This is a genomic window from Mycetocola sp. Y444 (assembly GCF_059445295.1).
The window spans coordinates 692,683-709,646 of the sequence record NZ_JCAIUB010000002.1; the positions used below are offsets into that span (position 1 = coordinate 692,683).

16 protein-coding genes are annotated in these 16,964 nt (G+C 66.7%); 8 read left to right on the forward strand and 8 right to left on the reverse strand.

Going from position 1 to position 16,964, the window contains the following annotated elements; translation table 11 throughout:
- Nucleotides 1-44 precede the first annotated feature (44 nt).
- Entirely contained in the window at nucleotides 45-485 is a 441-nt protein-coding gene (locus AC1C2M_RS09900) for a metallopeptidase family protein (RefSeq protein WP_483405595.1), read from the reverse strand.
- Between the two features lie 73 nt (nucleotides 486-558).
- Between AC1C2M_RS09900 and AC1C2M_RS09905 the strand changes: the two genes are divergently transcribed.
- A complete protein-coding gene (locus AC1C2M_RS09905) occupies nucleotides 559-768 on the forward strand; it encodes a DUF3499 family protein (protein ID WP_108390403.1) in 210 nt (69 codons plus the stop codon).
- 40 nt (nucleotides 769-808) lie between these two features.
- A complete protein-coding gene (ahcY, locus tag AC1C2M_RS09910; protein ID WP_495436228.1) occupies nucleotides 809-2,299 on the forward strand; it encodes an adenosylhomocysteinase in 1,491 nt (496 codons plus the stop codon).
- A gap of 312 nt (nucleotides 2,300-2,611) precedes the next feature.
- Here the strand turns inward: ahcY and AC1C2M_RS09915 are convergent, their stop codons facing one another.
- Nucleotides 2,612-3,463 (reverse strand): RDD family protein, encoded by an 852-nt coding sequence (locus AC1C2M_RS09915; RefSeq protein WP_495436230.1) that lies wholly within the window; start codon nucleotides 3,461-3,463, stop codon nucleotides 2,612-2,614.
- 17 nt (nucleotides 3,464-3,480) lie between these two features.
- Here AC1C2M_RS09915 and AC1C2M_RS09920 point away from each other — a divergent pair, with 17 nt between their 5' ends.
- Nucleotides 3,481-4,476 carry a stage II sporulation protein M gene (locus AC1C2M_RS09920; RefSeq protein ID WP_495436232.1) on the forward strand — a complete coding sequence of 332 codons (996 nt, stop codon included), beginning with the start codon at nucleotides 3,481-3,483 and terminating at the stop codon, nucleotides 4,474-4,476.
- 166 nt (nucleotides 4,477-4,642) lie between these two features.
- A complete protein-coding gene (locus AC1C2M_RS09925) occupies nucleotides 4,643-5,092 on the forward strand; it encodes a hypothetical protein (RefSeq protein ID WP_495436233.1) in 450 nt (149 codons plus the stop codon).
- Nucleotides 5,093-5,185: 93 nt separating this feature from the next.
- Here AC1C2M_RS09925 and AC1C2M_RS09930 read toward each other — a convergent pair whose 3' ends face one another.
- On the reverse strand, nucleotides 5,186-6,169 hold the full coding sequence (locus AC1C2M_RS09930; RefSeq protein WP_495436235.1) for a DMT family transporter: 984 nt from the start codon (nucleotides 6,167-6,169) through the stop codon (nucleotides 5,186-5,188).
- Between the two features lie 34 nt (nucleotides 6,170-6,203).
- On the opposite strand from AC1C2M_RS09930, the gene AC1C2M_RS09935 reads away from it, so the two are divergent.
- On the forward strand, nucleotides 6,204-6,821 hold the full coding sequence (locus tag AC1C2M_RS09935) for a TetR/AcrR family transcriptional regulator (RefSeq protein WP_495436236.1): 618 nt from the start codon (nucleotides 6,204-6,206) through the stop codon (nucleotides 6,819-6,821).
- Here the strand turns inward: AC1C2M_RS09935 and AC1C2M_RS09940 are convergent.
- From AC1C2M_RS09940 to AC1C2M_RS09960, 5 genes are all read right to left on the reverse strand, one after another.
- Nucleotides 6,799-8,106 (reverse strand): DUF58 domain-containing protein, encoded by a 1,308-nt coding sequence (locus AC1C2M_RS09940; protein WP_495436238.1) that lies wholly within the window; start codon nucleotides 8,104-8,106, stop codon nucleotides 6,799-6,801. The two genes, AC1C2M_RS09935 and AC1C2M_RS09940, sit on opposite strands and share 23 nt — an antisense overlap.
- On the reverse strand, nucleotides 8,107-9,192 hold the full coding sequence (locus AC1C2M_RS09945) for an AAA family ATPase (protein ID WP_495436239.1): 1,086 nt from the start codon (nucleotides 9,190-9,192) through the stop codon (nucleotides 8,107-8,109).
- A 68-nt stretch (nucleotides 9,193-9,260) separates the two neighbouring features.
- Nucleotides 9,261-10,505 carry a DUF4350 domain-containing protein gene (locus tag AC1C2M_RS09950; RefSeq protein WP_495436241.1) on the reverse strand — a complete coding sequence of 415 codons (1,245 nt, stop codon included), beginning with the start codon at nucleotides 10,503-10,505 and terminating at the stop codon, nucleotides 9,261-9,263.
- Nucleotides 10,502-11,206 carry a DUF4129 domain-containing protein gene (locus AC1C2M_RS09955; protein WP_495436242.1) on the reverse strand — a complete coding sequence of 235 codons (705 nt, stop codon included), beginning with the start codon at nucleotides 11,204-11,206 and terminating at the stop codon, nucleotides 10,502-10,504. The genes AC1C2M_RS09950 and AC1C2M_RS09955 overlap by 4 nt, the downstream gene beginning before the upstream one ends.
- Complete coding sequence (locus AC1C2M_RS09960) at nucleotides 11,197-12,519, reverse strand: proline-rich domain-containing protein (protein ID WP_495436243.1); 1,323 nt, start codon at nucleotides 12,517-12,519, stop codon at nucleotides 11,197-11,199. The genes AC1C2M_RS09955 and AC1C2M_RS09960 overlap by 10 nt, the downstream gene beginning before the upstream one ends.
- 254 nt (nucleotides 12,520-12,773) lie before the next feature.
- Between AC1C2M_RS09960 and mtrA the strand changes: the two genes are divergently transcribed.
- The 3 genes from mtrA to AC1C2M_RS09975 are packed head-to-tail and all read left to right on the forward strand — an operon-like array spanning nucleotide 12,774 to nucleotide 16,878.
- Entirely contained in the window at nucleotides 12,774-13,460 is a 687-nt protein-coding gene (gene mtrA / locus AC1C2M_RS09965; RefSeq protein ID WP_483405608.1) for an MtrAB system response regulator MtrA, read from the forward strand.
- Nucleotides 13,461-13,468: 8 nt separating this feature from the next.
- A complete protein-coding gene (gene mtrB / locus AC1C2M_RS09970) occupies nucleotides 13,469-15,175 on the forward strand; it encodes an MtrAB system histidine kinase MtrB (protein ID WP_495436245.1) in 1,707 nt (568 codons plus the stop codon).
- Nucleotides 15,172-16,878: an LpqB family beta-propeller domain-containing protein gene (locus tag AC1C2M_RS09975; RefSeq protein ID WP_495436247.1), complete on the forward strand. Its 1,707-nt coding sequence runs from the start codon at nucleotides 15,172-15,174 to the stop codon at nucleotides 16,876-16,878. Before mtrB ends, AC1C2M_RS09975 begins: the two co-directional genes overlap by 4 nt.
- The last annotated feature ends 86 nt before the right edge of the window (nucleotides 16,879-16,964 follow it).

The window sequence follows — 16,964 nt, forward strand, 5'->3', positions numbered from 1 at the left end:
CCGGTGTCGGGCCTCGCGGGCCCGGCACGGAACCAGCGCGGGAGTCAGAAGTGGAATCGGTCGGGGCCGAGATCCCAGGGGTCCTTGCCGATCAGTTCGGCCGTCGCCCGGAAAACACAGCTCTCGATCATCATCCGCTGGTGGAGTTCATCGTCGCGGTGCAGCTTGCTCATGCGCTGGATCGGCAACCGATACAGCACAACCCGTTGCTCGGACTGGCTGGTCCACCAGCGGGCAACGCCGTCCGTGTCCTGACTGCCGGCCGGCATCGAACCCACCTCAAAACGCACGGCCGCGAGTTCCTCCGGCCAGGTCGCGCGCAGAAAGTCTGCGGCGGCAGCGACCGTCATATCGAACGTGTCGATGCGGTTCTTGAGCGGCGGCAGGTGTGGGCCCGTCGCCGCGCTTCGCCCGGCCCGGCCGTGCCTGTCGTGCCTCACCGCTCGCCGCTCAAAGGTGCTGCTTCGTGAACCGCGTCGTGCCATGCAGCCATCCTATTCGCCGGTGAGATCGGCGAGGTGACCTCTGGCGCCTTCGAGCGGATGTATCGTGAATGGAATGTTGGACAGGCCATGTACGAAAGTCGGATGCTCGCGCGAAGCGGTCTCGACGCTCACCTACGATTACGGCGATTCGATGGCTGTCGTCGGGCCGCTCAGCCTTGCGCGCGAGCCGCACACCTACGATCTCTGCTCATTCCACGCCGAACGGATGAGCGTCCCGCAGGGCTGGCAGGTCGTCAGGCATCAGGTGCTGAATAACAGCTAGCTCACCGGGTTGTTCACGCCGGGTCTGCGAGAATGGAGGAATGACGTTTTCTTCGCCCGCAGCATCCGCTACCGCTCTTCCGTTTAAGGTCCGTGACCTTTCGCTTGCAGAGGCGGGCCGCCACCAGATCCGCCTCGCCGAGAACGAGATGCCTGGGCTCATGGCCCTTCGCGCCGAGTTCGGCGAATCGCAGCCGCTCGCTGGAGCCCGCATCGCCGGTTCGCTGCACATGACCGTGCAGACCGCCGTTCTCATCGAGACGCTCGTCGCCCTCGGTGCGCAGGTGCGCTGGGCGAGCTGCAACATCTTCTCGACCCAGGACGAGGCTGCCGCGGCCATTGCCGTCGGCCCGACCGGAACCGGTGACGCCCCCGCCGGCGCCCCGATCTTCGCCTGGAAGGGTGAGACGCTCGAGGAGTACTGGGAGTGCGCCGAGCAGATCTTCGACTGGAGCGCTGAAGCCGCTGCTGCCGGTGCCGGCTGGACCGGCCCGAACATGATCCTCGACGACGGTGGAGACGCCACGCTGCTCGTGCACAACGGCCGCAGCTACGAACTCGCGGGTGCCGTCCCCGAGACCGCCGACGACGAGAGCCACGAGGGCCGCGTTGTCCTCGACCTGCTGCGCCGTTCGCTCGCTTCGTCCACCGACCGCTGGACGAAGATCGCCGAGGAGATCCAGGGCGTCACCGAGGAGACCACCACGGGTGTTCACCGCCTGTACGAGCTGTTCAGGAACGGCGAACTGCGGTTCCCGGCGATCAACGTCAACGACTCGGTCACCAAGAGCAAGTTCGACAACAAGTACGGCATCCGCCACTCGCTGCCCGACGGCCTCAACCGGGCCACCGACGTCCTCATCGGCGGCAAGGTCGCGTTCGTCGTCGGCTACGGCGACGTCGGCAAGGGTGCCGCTGAAGCGCTCCGCGGCCAGGGCGCTCGCGTGATCGTGAGCGAGGTCGACCCGATCTGCGCACTGCAGGCAGCGATGGACGGCTACCAGGTCGCCAAGCTCGAGAGCGTCGTCGACCAGGTCGACATTTTTGTCTCCGGCACCGGAAACCTCAACGTCATCACCACCGACCACATGCTGAACATGAAGCACCTCGCCATCGTCGCGAACGTCGGCCACTTCGACAACGAGATCGACATGGCCGGACTCGAGAAGATCGAGGGCGCCGAGCGCGTCGAGATCAAGCCGCAGGTGCACGAGTGGCGCCTGCCGAACGGCCGGTCGATCCTCGTGCTCAGCGAGGGGCGCCTGATGAACCTCGGCAACGCCACCGGGCACCCGTCGTTCGTCATGAGCAACTCGTTCACCAACCAGGTACTCGCGCAGATCGAGCTCTACGCGCACCGCGAGAACTACCCGGTCGGCGTGTACGTGCTGCCGAAGCACCTTGACGAGAAGGTCGCCCGCCTCCACCTCGACGCACTCGGCGTTGAGCTCACGCGACTCACCGAGGAGCAGGCGGCATACATCGGAGTGTCGGTCGATGGTCCGTACAAGGTGGATCACTACCGCTACTAGGTCTTACGTGTGAGCGACGGCGTCGCCTGGCTTCGGCCGGGCGGCGCCGTTTGCGTGGGGCCACGGTTCGTCCGTCGCGGATGTCGGGCTTCTGTGCCGGTTGTCGGCATTCGCGACGGATGAGCCGGCCAGCAGTTGCGACAGGAGTTTCGTCCGTCAAGGATGTCGGGCTTCTGTGCCGGTTGTCGGCACTCGCGACGGATGAGCCGGTCGGCAGTTGGCGACAGGAGTTTCGTCCGTCACGGATGTCGGGCTTCTGTGCCGGTTGTCGGCATTCGCGACGGACGAAGGGGGACGCGCCGAGGCGAATCGCTACCTCTCGGGGAACCCGTGCGGGCGCCCCGTCAACACGGGCGTGAGCGCCGCGAGCCGCTGCTGCTCGAGCATGTGTGCCGCGTACTCCCTGTCGCGGCGCACCGCGGCGACAGCGTAGAGGAACAGCACGGGGTCCGTGTCAGGAACGGGGGAGACGAACGCTGCGGCCTCCGCGGCCAGGTTCCGACCCAGCCGTGCGCGGGTCTCCGGCGTGAGCTTGTCGACCTGGTCGAGGAACTGGGCGATCCTGCGTGACAGGCGGTCAGGCATCCGCCCCACATCGGCGATGGTTGCCCAGCCCTGCAACGCCGGTGGTACGCCGTAGACCGAGTGATCAGCCCTCGGCACCCGCTCCTGCTGCGCGTAGGTGCCCGCAAGAAGATCGCCGAGCCGTTTCGAGCGAGCGGAGAGCAGGCCGGTGATGGCTGCGACGCCACCGAGGGTCATGTAGATCTCGAAGAACCCGACGAGGGCGCGGATGAACGCGTGCCGGAAACCCGTCGCACCGCCGTCGTCGCGGACGATGCGCGCGCCGATCGCAAGCTTGCCGAGGGAACGACCGTGGCTCAGCGTCTCGATCGTCGTCGGCAGCGCGACGGTCGAGAACGCGATGATTGCCGTTGAGAATGCGGCTGTCGCTGACTGGTCGATGACGCCCTGGGTCGCGAGGACGAGCAGGAGCCACAACAGGCCTGCCGCAACGAGGACCGACAGCAGGAAGTCGATGATGGCGCTCGCAGCACGCAGGATGAAACTCGCGGACTGAACGTCGAGGGCGACGGCTTCACCGGTGATCAGGAGCGAAGAGTCAGACAGATCCGACATGTGTGTGCCGGAGGAGTCAGTCATGAATAGTATCTAATCAGATGGATCTCGACGCCTACAGTGCCGCGCACCGAAATGAATGGGACCGCCTCGACTCGCTCGCGTCGAAGCGGTCGTTGTCGGGCGCTGAAGCCGACGAACTCATCGATCGGTACCAGGCCGGGGCAACGCAACTGTCTGCGATCAAGACGACAGCGGGATCGACCAGACAGGGCGATCGGCTGAGCGTCACCCTGTCGAAGGCGAGACTGCGCTTCACCTCGGCGTCGACCAACGTGCTCAGCCAGCTGCCACGGTTCTTTATGCTCCAGTTGCCCGCTGCGCTCTACCGGCTGCGCTGGCTGACGCTCGCCGTTGCGCTCGCGACCGTCGCCGTCGCCGCGCTCTGGGCGGCGTGGGTGCTGAACGACCCTCAGGTGCTCGCGAACCTCGGTGACACGGAGGAGCTTCGGCAGGTTGCCGAGGAAGATTTCGCCAATTACTACTCAGACAACCCCGCCGCCTCGTTCGCCGGGCAGGTCTGGACGAACAACGCGTGGATCGCTGCGCAGTGCATCGCGTTCGGAATCACGGGAATCTGGGTGCCCTATGTCATCCTGCAAAACGCCCAGAACCTCGGGCTCAACGCCGCAGTTCTCTTCAGCTTCGGCCACGGCGACACCTTCTTTCTCTACATCGCGCCGCACGGCATGCTCGAACTGACCGCCATCTTCGTTGCCGCCGCCGGTGGGCTGCGGATCTTCTGGGCGTGGGTGTCGCCGGGCAACCGCACGAGGGCGCAGGCGCTCGCCGAAGACGCCCGTGCCTTGTTCACCGTGGCGATCGGCCTCGTTTTCGTCCTGCTCGTCGCCGGCATCCTCGAGGGATTCGTGACACCGCAGCCGTGGCCGTGGCCCGTGAAGATCGGGCTGGGGGCTCTTGCCCTCGGCGCGTTCCTCTTCTACATGCTCGTGATCGGGCGACGTGCCTACCGAGCCGGCGAGACCGGCGACCTCGTTGCCTTCGAAGCCGGGGCGCGGCGTATCTACGCGAACTGAGCGGTTCTGCCGGCGGAAGGGGCGCGCGCGGCGTGTCGACCGCGCTGACGCTGGCACGTGAACGGCGTGGCCCCAGTTGTGGGACCGTGCCGGCGGGTGACCCCACCCATCGATATGCTCGGTTTCATTCGAGCATCCGGGGGTCTTCGTGAAAAAATTGTCGATCTTGATCGGCGCGTCTGTGGTGTTGGCGCTTTCCAGCTGCGCGGCTGCAGAGCCGCCTGCCGCATCGCCGGTTCCGACCGTCACGGTGACGGCGACTCCTGAGCCAGCAAAGCCAGAGCCACGTGGCCCGGATAGTCCAATTGAGGCCATCGACGCCTACGTGATGTGCCTCCCATGGGCGACTGGCTATTCCGCGCACCCGATGGAGGTCGAGGTCGCCTCATTCGACGACCCGCGCACCGTAGTTACGGTCCGGTCGGACGGAAACTGGTTCGTCTACCTGCACGTCATCAACAACAGGGCGGGATACGACGGCCAGGAAATGGCCACCGGGTGCCTGCTCAAGGGGACGATGGGAAACGTGGAATGGACAATGACCAATACCGGGGCGTGGCAGGACCCGACGACATTTGAACCTGACGGGTACGAAGAAGCCTTTCCCGGCGACTAGCGGAGGAGCGCGTTCAGGGCGGTAATGCGACCCGGCGCAGCCACCAGTAAAGGCCGTAGGCCGCCACCGTCGGAATCACGGCGGCGAGAGCGGCTAGTGGCGCGCACCCTCGCGCGCCGGGGCTTCCGCCTGCCTCGCCGCCTGCTTCGTCGCGTGCTCGCCGCGAACAGCATCCGTCGGCCGGTTCTTCAGCTCGCCCGTCAGGACCAGGGCAACGCCGCCGCCGCACAGGGCGAAACCGACGAGGGTGAGGGCTGTCAGTGGCTCGCCGAGAAGCAGGAAGCCCGCAACCGCCGTCATTGGGGCGACGAGGAACAGCAGGGCGTTGAGTGCTGTGATGCCGACTCTTCGAAGCAGCCACCAGTACAGGCCGTAGGCGGCCAGGGTGGGGAAGATCGCCATCAGAATGATCTGGAGCCAGAACACCGGTGAGGCCGGGGGCAGCAGTGTGCCAGTGACCGCAGCGAGGACGAGGGATGCGACGGCCGTCACCGTGACGTGGATGGTCATCGTGGTCAGCACAGGAAGCTGTGCCGCGCCGCGCCGGTCCAGGAAGGTGGCCCCGACGAGGCAGACCATGGCGAGTGCGGGCAGGACGTAGGAGAGGGGAGGGGCGTCAGACCCCGTCATCTGCGTCTGGACGACGAGCAGCACCCCGAGCGCGCCGAGGACGAGTCCTCCCCACTGGCCGATCCGCACCCGCAGCCCGAGCAGCGGGCCGACCAGCGTCGCAACGATGAGCGGCTGAACGGCGTCGATCAGCGCGGTGGTCCCCGCGGTGATGCCGCTGGCGACCGACGCGTAGACGAAGACGCAGTACCCGAACTGCGCGAACAGGCCGACGACCGCCTGGTGTCCGATGTCGGCGGCAGACACACCGCGAAACAGTTTCCGGGTCCGGGCAAGGAGCAGGAGGAGGAGCGCGACGGGAATGAATCGCCAGACGAGCACGGTGGCCGGAGCGACGTCGACGGTTGCCATCGCCGCGATGACGAACCCCGAGCTCCAGGAGGTGACGAATCCGGCAGCGGCCAGCACGGTGACCACCGCTCCCAGTACACCGACCTGTTTACTCATTCGGTCGACTATACAGGACGGTATAGTAAGCCGCATGACGGTCACTCTTCCGGACCAGCCCTCGCTGACGCCCGCCGCGCGCCGGATCCTCGACGCGGCCTCTGAGTTGTTCTACGAGCGCGGCATCCACGCTGTCGGCGTCGACACCATCGCCGCGGCCGCCGGTGTGACGAAAAAGACCCTCTACGACCGGTTCGGGTCGAAAGAGGCGCTCGTGGTGTCGTATCTCCGGCACAGGGAAGCCCGCTGGCGAGAGCACCTCGCTGCCTGTCTTGCACGCACGCCTGAGCCAGGAGTCGAGCGTATTCTCGGCGTCTTCGACGCAGCGATCTCCTGGTCGGGCACGAACAGCCCCAAGGGGTGCAGCGCGATCAACGCTCGCGCAGAGCTCGACGACAGCCAGGACGGGGCCGTGTTTCCTGAGGTCTCCGGCCAGAAGGCGTGGCTGCTCGGGTTGTTTGCCGAGCTGTGCCGCGACGCGGGAGTTCCTGACCCCGACCGCGCAGCATGTACGCTCATGCTCCTCTACGACGGTGCGATCGTGACTGTCGGGATGGGAACGTTCGACAGCCCGTTTGAACTCGCGCGCGACGTGGCGCGTGCGCTGCTGGAGTCGAGGCAGGCGGACGTTACAGCCGGCCAGCAGCCTTGAGCGCGATGTACCGGTCAGCGAGGGCCGGCGGCAGCTCATTGGGCGAGGCTGTCACCACCTCAGCGCCGAGCTGACGAACGGCGGCGGACACGCGCGCCACGTCGAGTAGTGCCCGCTCGGCTGCAGCCGCCAGGTAGATCTCGTCGCGATTGCCCCTGGTTTGGCTCGCTTCGAGTGCAAAGGGATCGGTGACGGATGCCACAACGACCGTATGGCGGGCCGTCAACTGGGGGAGTACCGAGAGAAGCCCCGTCGACGCCCCCGGCGCGTCGATCGAGGTCAGGAGAACGACGAGGGAGCGCTGGGTGGTGATGTTGCGCACCTGGCCTGGCACCGCCTTCCAGTCCATTTCGAGCAACTCAGGATCGATCCCCGCCATGGTGTCGACGAGCTTCGACAGGAGGTCGGCCCCGGTTGCCCCCTGCACGCGTCCCCTGACGCGCCTGTCGTATGCGACGAAGTCGACCCGGTCGCCCGCCCGGATAGCGAGTGCGGCGAGCAGCAGTGAGGCTTCGAATGCGGTGTCGATCCGCGGCTCGTCGGCCACCCGCACCGCCGAGGTCCTGCCGGTGTCGAGCACGATCACCACGCGCCTGTCCCGTTCGGGTCGCCACGTGCGCACCACGACGTCGCGCCGTCGTGCCGTTGCGCGCCAGTCGATCGAGCGCACGTCGTCGCCGCGGACGTACTCGCGCAGCGAGTCGAACTCGGTTCCCTGGCCGCGAACCATCACGCTCGTCGCGCCGTCGAGTTCACGCAGTCGCGCGAGCCGCGATGGCAGGTGCTTGCGGGCGTGAAACGGCGGGAGCACGCGAATCCGGCCGGGCGAGGCGAGTGTCGCCTGGCGGGCCGCCAGCCCGAGGGGGCCCCGCGAACGCACGGTGACCTGCTCGACCCGCCGTTCGCCGCGACGTGACGGAGTGAGTTGCACCGTGATGACCCGGCGTTCGCCCGGGGGAATGGTGACCCGCGTGCGGTTCGTCGCCGGTCCCGCCGACGGCTGCCAGGCATCCCGCACCGTCGCCCGGAGCGTGCGCCGACCCCGGTTGGTGAGGTAGAGCTCGCTCGTGACGCTCTCTCCCAGCCGGGTGCGTGAGGGCAGGGACCTCGAGGTCGAGACCAGGCGGGGGGATGCCGCGAGCACGAGATCGAGGAGGGCCGCGAGCACGCAGAACACCAGCCACAGCCCGAGCACGACGCCCGGTTCGCCGGTGATCGAGCCAAGCACGATGACCGGAACAACGCCGAGTGCGACGAGCGCGACGAACCTCCCCGAGATGGTCATTTAGATCGGGACCTGCACCTGCGTGAGAATCGACCGGAGGATCGCGTCGGATGCGACACCCTCGAGCTCCGCCTCCGGCCGGAGCTGGAGCCGGTGCCGCCAGACCGGAAGCACCATGGCCTGCACGTGGTCGGGGGTGACCGAGGGGTAACCGCTGAGCCAGGCCCACGCCTTCGCCGCCGCGAGCAGCGCCGTTGTTCCACGGGGACTGACGCCCATGCGCACGCTCGGACTCTGCCGGGTCGCCCGTGCGAGGTCGACGACGTAGCCGAGCACGTCAGCAGACACCCCGGTGGCCGCGGCGGCACGCTGGGCGTCGGCGAGGTCATCGGCATCGAGTACGGCCGTGACGCCTGCAGCGGAGAGGTCGCGTGGGTTGAAGCCCGCGGCGTGGCGCCGAAGCACCTCGACCTCGAGTTCCCGCTCGGGAATGTCGAGGACGAGTTTGAGCAGGAACCTGTCGAGCTGCGCTTCGGGCAGCGTGTAGGTGCCCTCGTACTCGATCGGGTTCATGGTCGCGGCGACCATGAACGGGGTGGGGAGCGGCTGGGTGACCCCGTCGACGCTCACCTGGCGCTCCTCCATCGACTCGAGCAGCGATGACTGGGTTTTCGGGGGAGTCCTGTTGATCTCGTCGGCGAGGAGGATATTCGTGAAGACGGGGCCGCGCCGGAACTCGAACTCACCGCCCTTGGCGTCGTAGATCAGTGAGCCTGTGACGTCACCCGGCATCAGGTCCGGGGTGAACTGCACGCGCTTCGTGTCGAGATCGAGCGCCGAGCTCAGTGTGCGAACGAGCAGCGTTTTCGCGACACCGGGAACACCCTCGAGCAGAACATGGCCCTTCGCCAGCAGCGCGATGATGAGACCGGTGACCGCCGCCTCCTGCCCGACAACGCTCTTGGCGACCTCGCGCCGCACCTGGACGAGTTTCTCCCTGACTTCAGCGACCCGCGCGGGTCCGCCGTGTGTCGGGGTACCGTCAGCCGCGAGGGGATACGGGTTCGGTGGAACCGCCGCACTCGGGTGCTCGATGAGGGGCTGCTGCGGGTACTGGTTGCCCTCGACTGGCTGCTGCTGTGACATCTGAGTTCTGCTTCCGGTTGCGAGTGGGGATCTGTCGGAACGGCTGCGGCACGATCGCCGCCTCCACGTTACGACGGGCGGGCGGGTGGTCGCGGGGTCACGGCGGCTGCCGTTGCCCGCTCGAGTTCGGCAAGAGCGTCGGAAATGGCGACAACGTCGCGCTCCGAATTCGGCACGGTGTCGACGAGGATGCCGCGGACCTGGTCGCGAGGACGCGAGAGCAGAGCCGCAGCGGCATCCGCTACCTCGTACACCGTCGCGTGCCTGGAGAGGCCGAGTGCCCCGCCGAGTCGTGCGGTTGCGCCCATCCGAAGCGCATCGATCGCGCGCGTTCGCGCCGACACTCGCTGGTAGAGCCGTGCCCTGCCCTCGAGTGTTTCGCCGGCGGGCACCGTCACGGGGAGGTCCTCGGCGACGAGCGGACCAAACCGGCGCCCGCGCCAGAACATGGCGACCAGCGCGGTGATCGCGAGGAGAGACGTGGTCGGCACGAGCCAGATCGGGGTCAGTTCGGCGACATTGGGCGGGCCGGATGCTTCGACATCGGCAATCGTCGGCAGGTACCAGACGAGTCGCTCGGTCTCGCCGAGCAACCCGAGGGCGAGGGCGGCGTTGCCGTTCTCGATCACCCGGTCGTTGCTGAGCAGGTCGACCGGTCCCACCAGGGTGAGCGTGCCGTTCTCAGTCGGCAGCTGCACCACACCGAAACCATCGGTGTCCGCGGGGAAGCAGCCCACGGCATCCGAATCGCCCGTGATCCGGAAGGTGGCGCCGGCGCTGATGCTCCCGGCGCGTTCGGCGGCAGGCAGGTCGCAGTCCGCCGTCAAGGCGACCGACTCTTCGCTCCTGCCGGCGGCGAACACGCCGGGCGCGAGCGACTGGAGCTGGGTGAAGGTGGGTCCGAGGATCACCACCGAATCCGCGGCGCTGACGAGCTCGGACAGCCTCGCGTCGGAGAGGTAGCCGGACGGGTCGAAGACGGCGAGGGTGGTTCGGGCCTGGTCGGCCTCCACCATCGCTTCACTGAAGGACTCCGGCAGCAGCACATCGACGCCCTGGCTCCGCAGGACCTCGGCGGTGGCCTTCGCCCCGGTCGGCGCCGGGTTCGCCGGGTCGAGTTCGATTCCGCTCGATGTGCCGCCCCGCGTGAGCATGAGGGTGGCAACGACGACGACGGCGGAGACCAGGGCGACACCGATCCAGAACACCGCGCGCCTGAGGACGGTGCGAGCGAGGGGCGTCGTCACCTGATTTCCGGCGACGTCGGATGCCGCGGCGTGCGCTGTGCGCTCCTTGAGGTCGTTGGCCGTCACGCGGAGCTCTCCTCGCTGACGGCCTCAAGCCGGGCTGGCGTGCGCGCGTCAAGTTCATCATCGAGCGCGGCAAGTTGGCGATACTGCTCCGCGGTGCCCTCCGCGCCGAGGTAACGGACGCCGTCAAATGTCCGTGCGGCGTCGGCGAGCCGGAGGCGCGCGTCAGGAAAGGCGTCGGCGGCGCGCTCGGCGAAGTCGTGCGCGGTTGTGCCGGGTGAGACGAAGACAACGGTGCGTTCGGTGAGGCTCCTGGCGATGGCCCTGAACCGGTACCGGATGGCGGCGGTCCAGTCGCCGGCCGCCGCTGACCGGTCCGACGCCACCCGCAGCTCGTCGGCGGACCGGGTGTCATCATCACCGAACAGGCCGCTCACCGCTGCGCTTCTGCGGTTGAGTCGCGGGACGCCCCAGACCAGCAGGGCGACAGCGATCGCGAGTATGACGGCCGCGACGATGGCAACCGGTATCCAGTCGGTCGGTACTGCCTCACCGGGCTGGAACAGGCGCCCGAGCCAGTCGAAGAACTCCTGGGAGAGCCTGTCGAAGAGGCTGGGTTGCGCCGCAGCGTACTCGGGTTTACTCAACTCCTCGATGAGCCAGTCCCGTGCCTCGGGCGCTGACGGATCGACGGGCACATCCGCCGTCGGATGCGTGATTCCGGTGAACCGGCCGCCGGCTACCGCGAGCCCGCCTAGGCCCACGGCGATCCCGGACCGGTCCCTGCCTGCGTCTGGGGAGGGTTTGCTCGGACGAGGTAGGGGTCTTCGACCGTCTGGTCGCCCGTCTGCCGCGCCTCGACGAACCGGATGAGCTCGAGATCGAGTCCCTCCTTACGCATCCGAAGGTCGACATAGATGAGGGCGATCGCTGCGGACGACACGACGGAGGTGATCGAGCCGATCAGGAGTGAGAGCACGATCATGATCACGTAGAGCACGACCGGACCGATCCAGCTCTCCGCCGACGTTCCGGTCGGGTCGATCGCCGAGACAGCCATGATGTAGAGGAAGCTGATCGGGCTGATGACGATCTGCGACACAGTGCCGACGATGAAGGCGATGAGGTACTGCACGCCGAGGGTGCGCCAGAAGTAGCCGTCGGTGAGGCGCCAGGACCGGCGGATCGCGGCGACCATCGTCGCCCGTTCGAGCACGATGATGCTCGGCACTATCGACAGCTTGATGCTTACCCACACGCCGACCACGACGAGGGCGATAGCGGCGAGGATCGCGAGGATGATGCCGGCCGCGACGAACCCGCCGCCGAGGACGACGAGGAGCCAGACGATCCCGACGATGACAGCGACCACGGCCAGGACGGCACCGGTCGCGACGAGGACCCAGAGCAGCAGGCTGCCAAGGCGGGGCCAGGTTGCCTTCCACACGGCCTTAAGGGTGAGCTTCTCGCCGAGGGTCGCGCGCGCAACCTCGGTGACAATAACGCCCTGGAGGAAAACTGTGCCAACGAGGGTGATCAGGAACGGGACGAGTGAACCGACAATGATGCCGGCGATCCCGCCGGCCGCGACGGCATCCTGATCCTCCGGGGCGGCAGCGGTGATGCGCGAGATGAAGAAGAACGTGATCACGCCGATGACGAGAAGGCTGATGATGACGGTGACGGCCTGCACGAGGAGCGCGCTGCCGAACGTCGCCTTCGGGTTTCGTTTGAGGGCGAGGAACGGAGCGGAGAGCAGAGTGCCGAACCCGAGCGGGCGCAGGGGAATCAGCCCCGGTTTGGGGGGAGGGGTCCACCCTGGCTGTGAGAACTGCGGTGCGCCGTACGGATTCTGGCCGTACCCAGGCTGGGATGGAGCCTGCCCATATGGGTACGGGTTTTGACCGTACTGGCCCTGGCCGGAGGGGTTCTGACCGTAGGTGTCCTGACCGTACTGGTTGCCCTGGCCGTACCCGTTCGAGCCGTGAACACTGGGGTCGTAGTCGTTCGGGGCGGCAGGCTGTTGCGGCTGGCCGGATGGCGGCGACGGCTGCTGCCCGGAAGGAGAGGGCGACACGCGCTCACCGTAGCGTGGTGGCTCCTCCGGCTGGCCCGGTGCCTGCCAATTCTGGTCGTGTGTCATTCAGCGGCCCCTCCGTCGCGAAAACATGCCGTGCTCATCGTGGCACATCTGATCCGCGCCCCGCGAACCTTACTCCGGTCGGGCGAAATCGGTGCAATACGCAAAGTCCCCGGCTGGAGCCAGTAATCTGTTCGAGTACCCATGGCTGTCGTCCCCCCGCGTCAGCCGAAGAAACGAGAACGAGGCGTATGAACGCACGGATCCTGGTTGTCGACGACGACACAGCGCTGGCCGAGATGATCGGCATTGTGCTGCGAACCGAAGGGTTTGAGCCGCACTTCTGCGCCGATGGCAGCGGCGCCGTTGACGCTTTCCACGAGGTAAAGCCGGACCTCGTGCTTCTTGACCTCATGCTTCCAGGTATCGACGGCATCGAAGTCTGTACCCGCATCCGTTCCGAATCCGGCGTGCCGATCATCATGCTGACGGCCAAGACCGACACCGCCGATGTGGTCAAGGGACTGGAGTCCGGCGCAGACGACTACATGGTGAAGCCGTTCAACCCCAAAGAACTCGTCGCCCGGATTCGCACCCGCCTGAGGCCGACGCCCCAGCAGGCGCAGGACACCCTGCAGATCGGTGACCTCGTCGTCGACGTGGCCGGCCACGAAGTGCGACGTGGTGACGTGCCCATCAACCTCACCCCCCTTGAGTTCGACCTGCTGCTGACGCTGGCATCCAAACCGCAACAGGTCTTCACACGCGAGATGCTTCTCGAGCAGGTGTGGGGATACCACTACAAGGCTGACACCCGGCTCGTGAACGTGCACGTTCAGAGGCTCAGGGCGAAGGTCGAGTTTGATCCGGATAACCCACGCATCGTCATGACTGTTCGCGGTGTCGGCTATCGTGCCGGTTCCGGCGTCCCGCTCTAGAGCGCCCTATGGTGTTCAGCCGGGAAACTGACGAGCAGGGCCAGGGTCATTCGGGGCCGAACACCGGTGTCGCCGGGGCCAGGTTCGCCAACTGGAGAACGTGGCCGTCGAGAGCGGCCAGATCGTGGCGGCGTTCGCTCCAGTTTCGCACCGTCGTTGTGACGCTCGGTCTCTCGCTCGCGGCCGTGCTGATCTCGAGCGTGTACATGTCGCTGTCCATCGGCAACGACCTCTTCTCCTCCAGGGTCGATCAGGTGCAGCAGGACTCTTTCCGCGCCACGACCTCGGCCCAGAACCTTCTCGATTCGTCGAGCGAGCAGGACCGTGCCGGGATCCAGGAGCTGATGAGCGCTGCCCGCACCGAAATTGCCAGGACCTCGAGTTCGACGCTCATCGCCGGTTACCGGGCACCCGGCCAGCCGGCGAGCGCAGCGGCCCCACAGGATTTCGAGAGCCCGCAGCTGACCGGGGTGATCAGCGACGCGCTCAGGGCGAGCGTCCAGAAGAACCCCGACGAACAGTGGTGGCAATCCGTGTCGCTTCCGACGTCCAATGGCGGGACAGCACCCGGCATCGTCGTTGGCACCGAGATCACACTGCCGGAGGGCAGCAGGTACGAAATCTATATCGGGTACAACCTCAGCGACACTGAGGAGACGCTGCTGTTTGTCCAGCGCACCCTGATCATCGGTGGACTCGCGCAGTTGCTGCTGCTCGGCTCTGTGGTCTGGGTGGTTGTTCGGCTCGTGGCCAACCCGATCCGGGTTGCCGCCGAAACCAGCCAGCAGCTCGCCGCTGGAGAGCTCGAGGTGCGCATTCCGGAGAGGGGCGAGGACGAACTCGCCACGCTCGCCCAGTCGTTCAACGCCATGGCGGACAGCCTCCAGCTTCAGATCAAGGAACTCGCTGACCTGTCGCAGGTGCAGCAGCGATTCGTCTCCGACGTCTCGCACGAACTTCGAACGCCGCTGACCACGATCCGCCTCGCTGGCGATGTGCTGTACGACCAGCGCGAGACCTTCCCTCCCGCCATGGCGCGCACCACCGAGTTGCTTCACACGCAGACCCAGCGGTTCGAGATTCTTCTGGCCGACCTGCTGGAGATCTCGAGGTATGACGCCGGCTCTGTTCAGCTGGAGATCGAACCATCGAGCCTCGTGCATCTCGCGGAAGATTCCATCGAGGGTGTTGCTGCGCTCGCCGAGCAAAAAGGATCAGAGATCCGGCTCGTCGCTCCCGGCGGGTACTCGCCCGTGGAAATGGACCCGCGGCGCATCAGGAGGATCGTCCGCAACCTGCTCGGTAACGCCATCGAGCACGGTGAGGGACGTCCGATCATCGTCACTGTCGACAGCAACGAGCGAGCCGTAGCGCTCACGGTGCGCGACTACGGGCTCGGAATGACCGAGGCGGATGCCGAGCGGGTCTTCGACCGGTTCTGGCGCGCTGACCCCTCCCGAAAGCGGACGATCGGCGGAACGGGCCTCGGCCTCGCCATCGCCCTCGAGGACGCTCAACTCCACGGAGGTACCCTTGACCTGTGGTCGCGGGTCGGCCACGGCTCCTGTTTCCGCCTGACCCTGCCGAGGGTCAGCGGTGGCAGCTTCACCGTCTCGCCCCTCCCACTCCCGCCCGACGACGCCGAAGGTCCTGGTCCCGTGAATACACTGTCACCGACGGATGCCGACGGCACGGTGTCAGGGGAGCGGTCATGACCCCGAGGCGGCTGGCAACGAGGCGGCTGACATCGAGGATCGCGGCCGGCCTGGCGCTCTCCCTCGCCGTCCTGCTCTCCGGCTGCGCCGGCATCCCTCAGTCAGGCGCTCCGCAAATCGGCCAGGTGGTGCCAGCCGACGGAGATCCGGAGGTCGAGTTCCTCGCTGTCGGACCGGAGAAGGACGCGACCCAGGAGCAGATCGTCAGCGGCTTCATCGACGCTGCCTCCAGCCCACGGGACGACTACGCCACGGCGCGCGAATACCTCTCACCGTCGATCCGGTCCGAGTGGAACCCGGATGCGAGCGTCCTGGTGGACCTGGCCAACCAGCGCGTCTTCGCCCCCGTCGATGAACTGAACATGCTGGTGACGCTCGAGCCTGTGGCATCCGTTGACGCCGCGGGAGAGTTCACCGAGTTCACAGATCCGGAGACCACGAGCAGCGTGTACTCACTGGTACAGATCGACGGCCAGTGGCGGATCAATTCAGCGCCGGACGGCGTCGTGCTCGACGAGCAGAAGTTCAGCGAGGTGTTCAACCCGTATTCGCTCAGCTTCTTCGACCCGACCTGGACGCACCTCGTGCCTGACCTGCGCTGGTTCCCGTCGCGGGCGTCGACAGGTACCCAGATCGTCGCCGCTCTTCTCGCCGGCCCAAGCGAGTGGTTGAGCGGTGCGGTGAGCTCCGCCTTCCCTGAAGGGATCAAGCTGACCAGCAAGGCGGTTCCCGTTGTCAACGACGTGGCACAGGTCGACCTCACCAGTGAAGCATTCGACGCGGATGAGGTAACGCTTCAGCGGATGCAGGCCCAGCTGTCTGCGAGCCTCTCTGGTGTGTCCACCATCACCTCGGTGAGTATCGCCGTCAACGGCAACGTGCAGAACATTCCGGCGCTGACCCTCGCTGGAACCCGCGTCGACCCCCGGGCGCTCGCGTTGACCGAGGACGGTTTTGGGTTCCTCGGGGGCGGAACCGTGGAGCGGATTCCTGGCCTCAGCCCGCAGATCGAAGCGCTCGGGGCAACAGCGGCCGTCGTGAACCAGAACTATTCGCTCGCCGCAGTGCTCACGCCGGGCGGCGTCTATGCGGTGCGCCAATCACAGGAAGCCGGGCTCAGGGTCGACGCACGAGCTGACCTGATCGCGCCGTCACTCGACAGGTTCGGGTTCCTGTGGTCGGTTCCCGAGAACGAGCCGGGAGCGTTGCTTGCGCTCAGGGCGGACGGTTCCCAATCGCCGGTTGCGTCCAGCTGGCCTGATGCCTCGAGCATCCAGTCGATTCAGGTGTCACGCGACGGAACACGGGTACTCGCGCTTGTGCACACGGTGGGCCAGCCCCGGCTGCTTGTGGCCGGGATCACCCGCGCCGCGGACGGCACACCGGTCAGCCTCGGTGAACCTCTCGGGTTCGCGGCCGGCGCCGGCGTCGGGCTGTCGGCGACCTGGGTCGACGACGTCACCGTCGCCTCGCTCGTCGGAGCGTCCGACGGACGGGGAGAGGTCGTGACCCAGGTGATCGGTGGCGAATCGGGAGCACTCGCCATGGTTGATGACGCGGTGCAGATCGTCGGTGGCAACACGGTCAGGCAACTCCGTGCACTCTCGTCGACCGGAAGTGTCGAGGTGCTGCGAACCTCCGTATGGCAGACGACGTCGAAGGGTGTGTTCTTCCTGGCCACCCAGCTCGGCAGCCCGGACTAGTCCTCACCAGCTCGGGGGAACGCGCGAACTCTCCACCGCTCCGTTGCCACCCTGTCCGTCAGTGGCGGGCCGGGACATGCTCGGCG

Bases quoted from the DNA above. Each gene is read 5' to 3' on its own strand.
- AC1C2M_RS09920 (WP_495436232.1), top strand. From the start codon at position 3,481: ATGGATCTCGACGCCTACAGTGCCGCGCACCGAAATGAATGGGACCGC.
- AC1C2M_RS09915 (WP_495436230.1), bottom strand. From the start codon at position 3,463: ATGACTGACTCCTCCGGCACACACATGTCGGATCTGTCTGACTCTTCG.
- ahcY (WP_495436228.1), top strand. From the start codon at position 809: ATGACGTTTTCTTCGCCCGCAGCATCCGCTACCGCTCTTCCGTTTAAG.
- AC1C2M_RS09945 (WP_495436239.1), bottom strand. From the start codon at position 9,192: ATGTCACAGCAGCAGCCAGTCGAGGGCAACCAGTACCCGCAGCAGCCC.
- AC1C2M_RS09935 (WP_495436236.1), top strand. From the start codon at position 6,204: ATGACGGTCACTCTTCCGGACCAGCCCTCGCTGACGCCCGCCGCGCGC.
- AC1C2M_RS09975 (WP_495436247.1), top strand. From the start codon at position 15,172: ATGACCCCGAGGCGGCTGGCAACGAGGCGGCTGACATCGAGGATCGCG.
- AC1C2M_RS09905 (WP_108390403.1), top strand. From the start codon at position 559: ATGTTGGACAGGCCATGTACGAAAGTCGGATGCTCGCGCGAAGCGGTC.
- mtrB (WP_495436245.1), top strand. From the start codon at position 13,469: ATGGTGTTCAGCCGGGAAACTGACGAGCAGGGCCAGGGTCATTCGGGG.
- AC1C2M_RS09930 (WP_495436235.1), bottom strand. From the start codon at position 6,169: ATGAGTAAACAGGTCGGTGTACTGGGAGCGGTGGTCACCGTGCTGGCC.
- AC1C2M_RS09900 (WP_483405595.1), bottom strand. From the start codon at position 485: ATGGCACGACGCGGTTCACGAAGCAGCACCTTTGAGCGGCGAGCGGTG.
- mtrA (WP_483405608.1), top strand. From the start codon at position 12,774: ATGAACGCACGGATCCTGGTTGTCGACGACGACACAGCGCTGGCCGAG.
- AC1C2M_RS09940 (WP_495436238.1), bottom strand. From the start codon at position 8,106: ATGACCATCTCGGGGAGGTTCGTCGCGCTCGTCGCACTCGGCGTTGTT.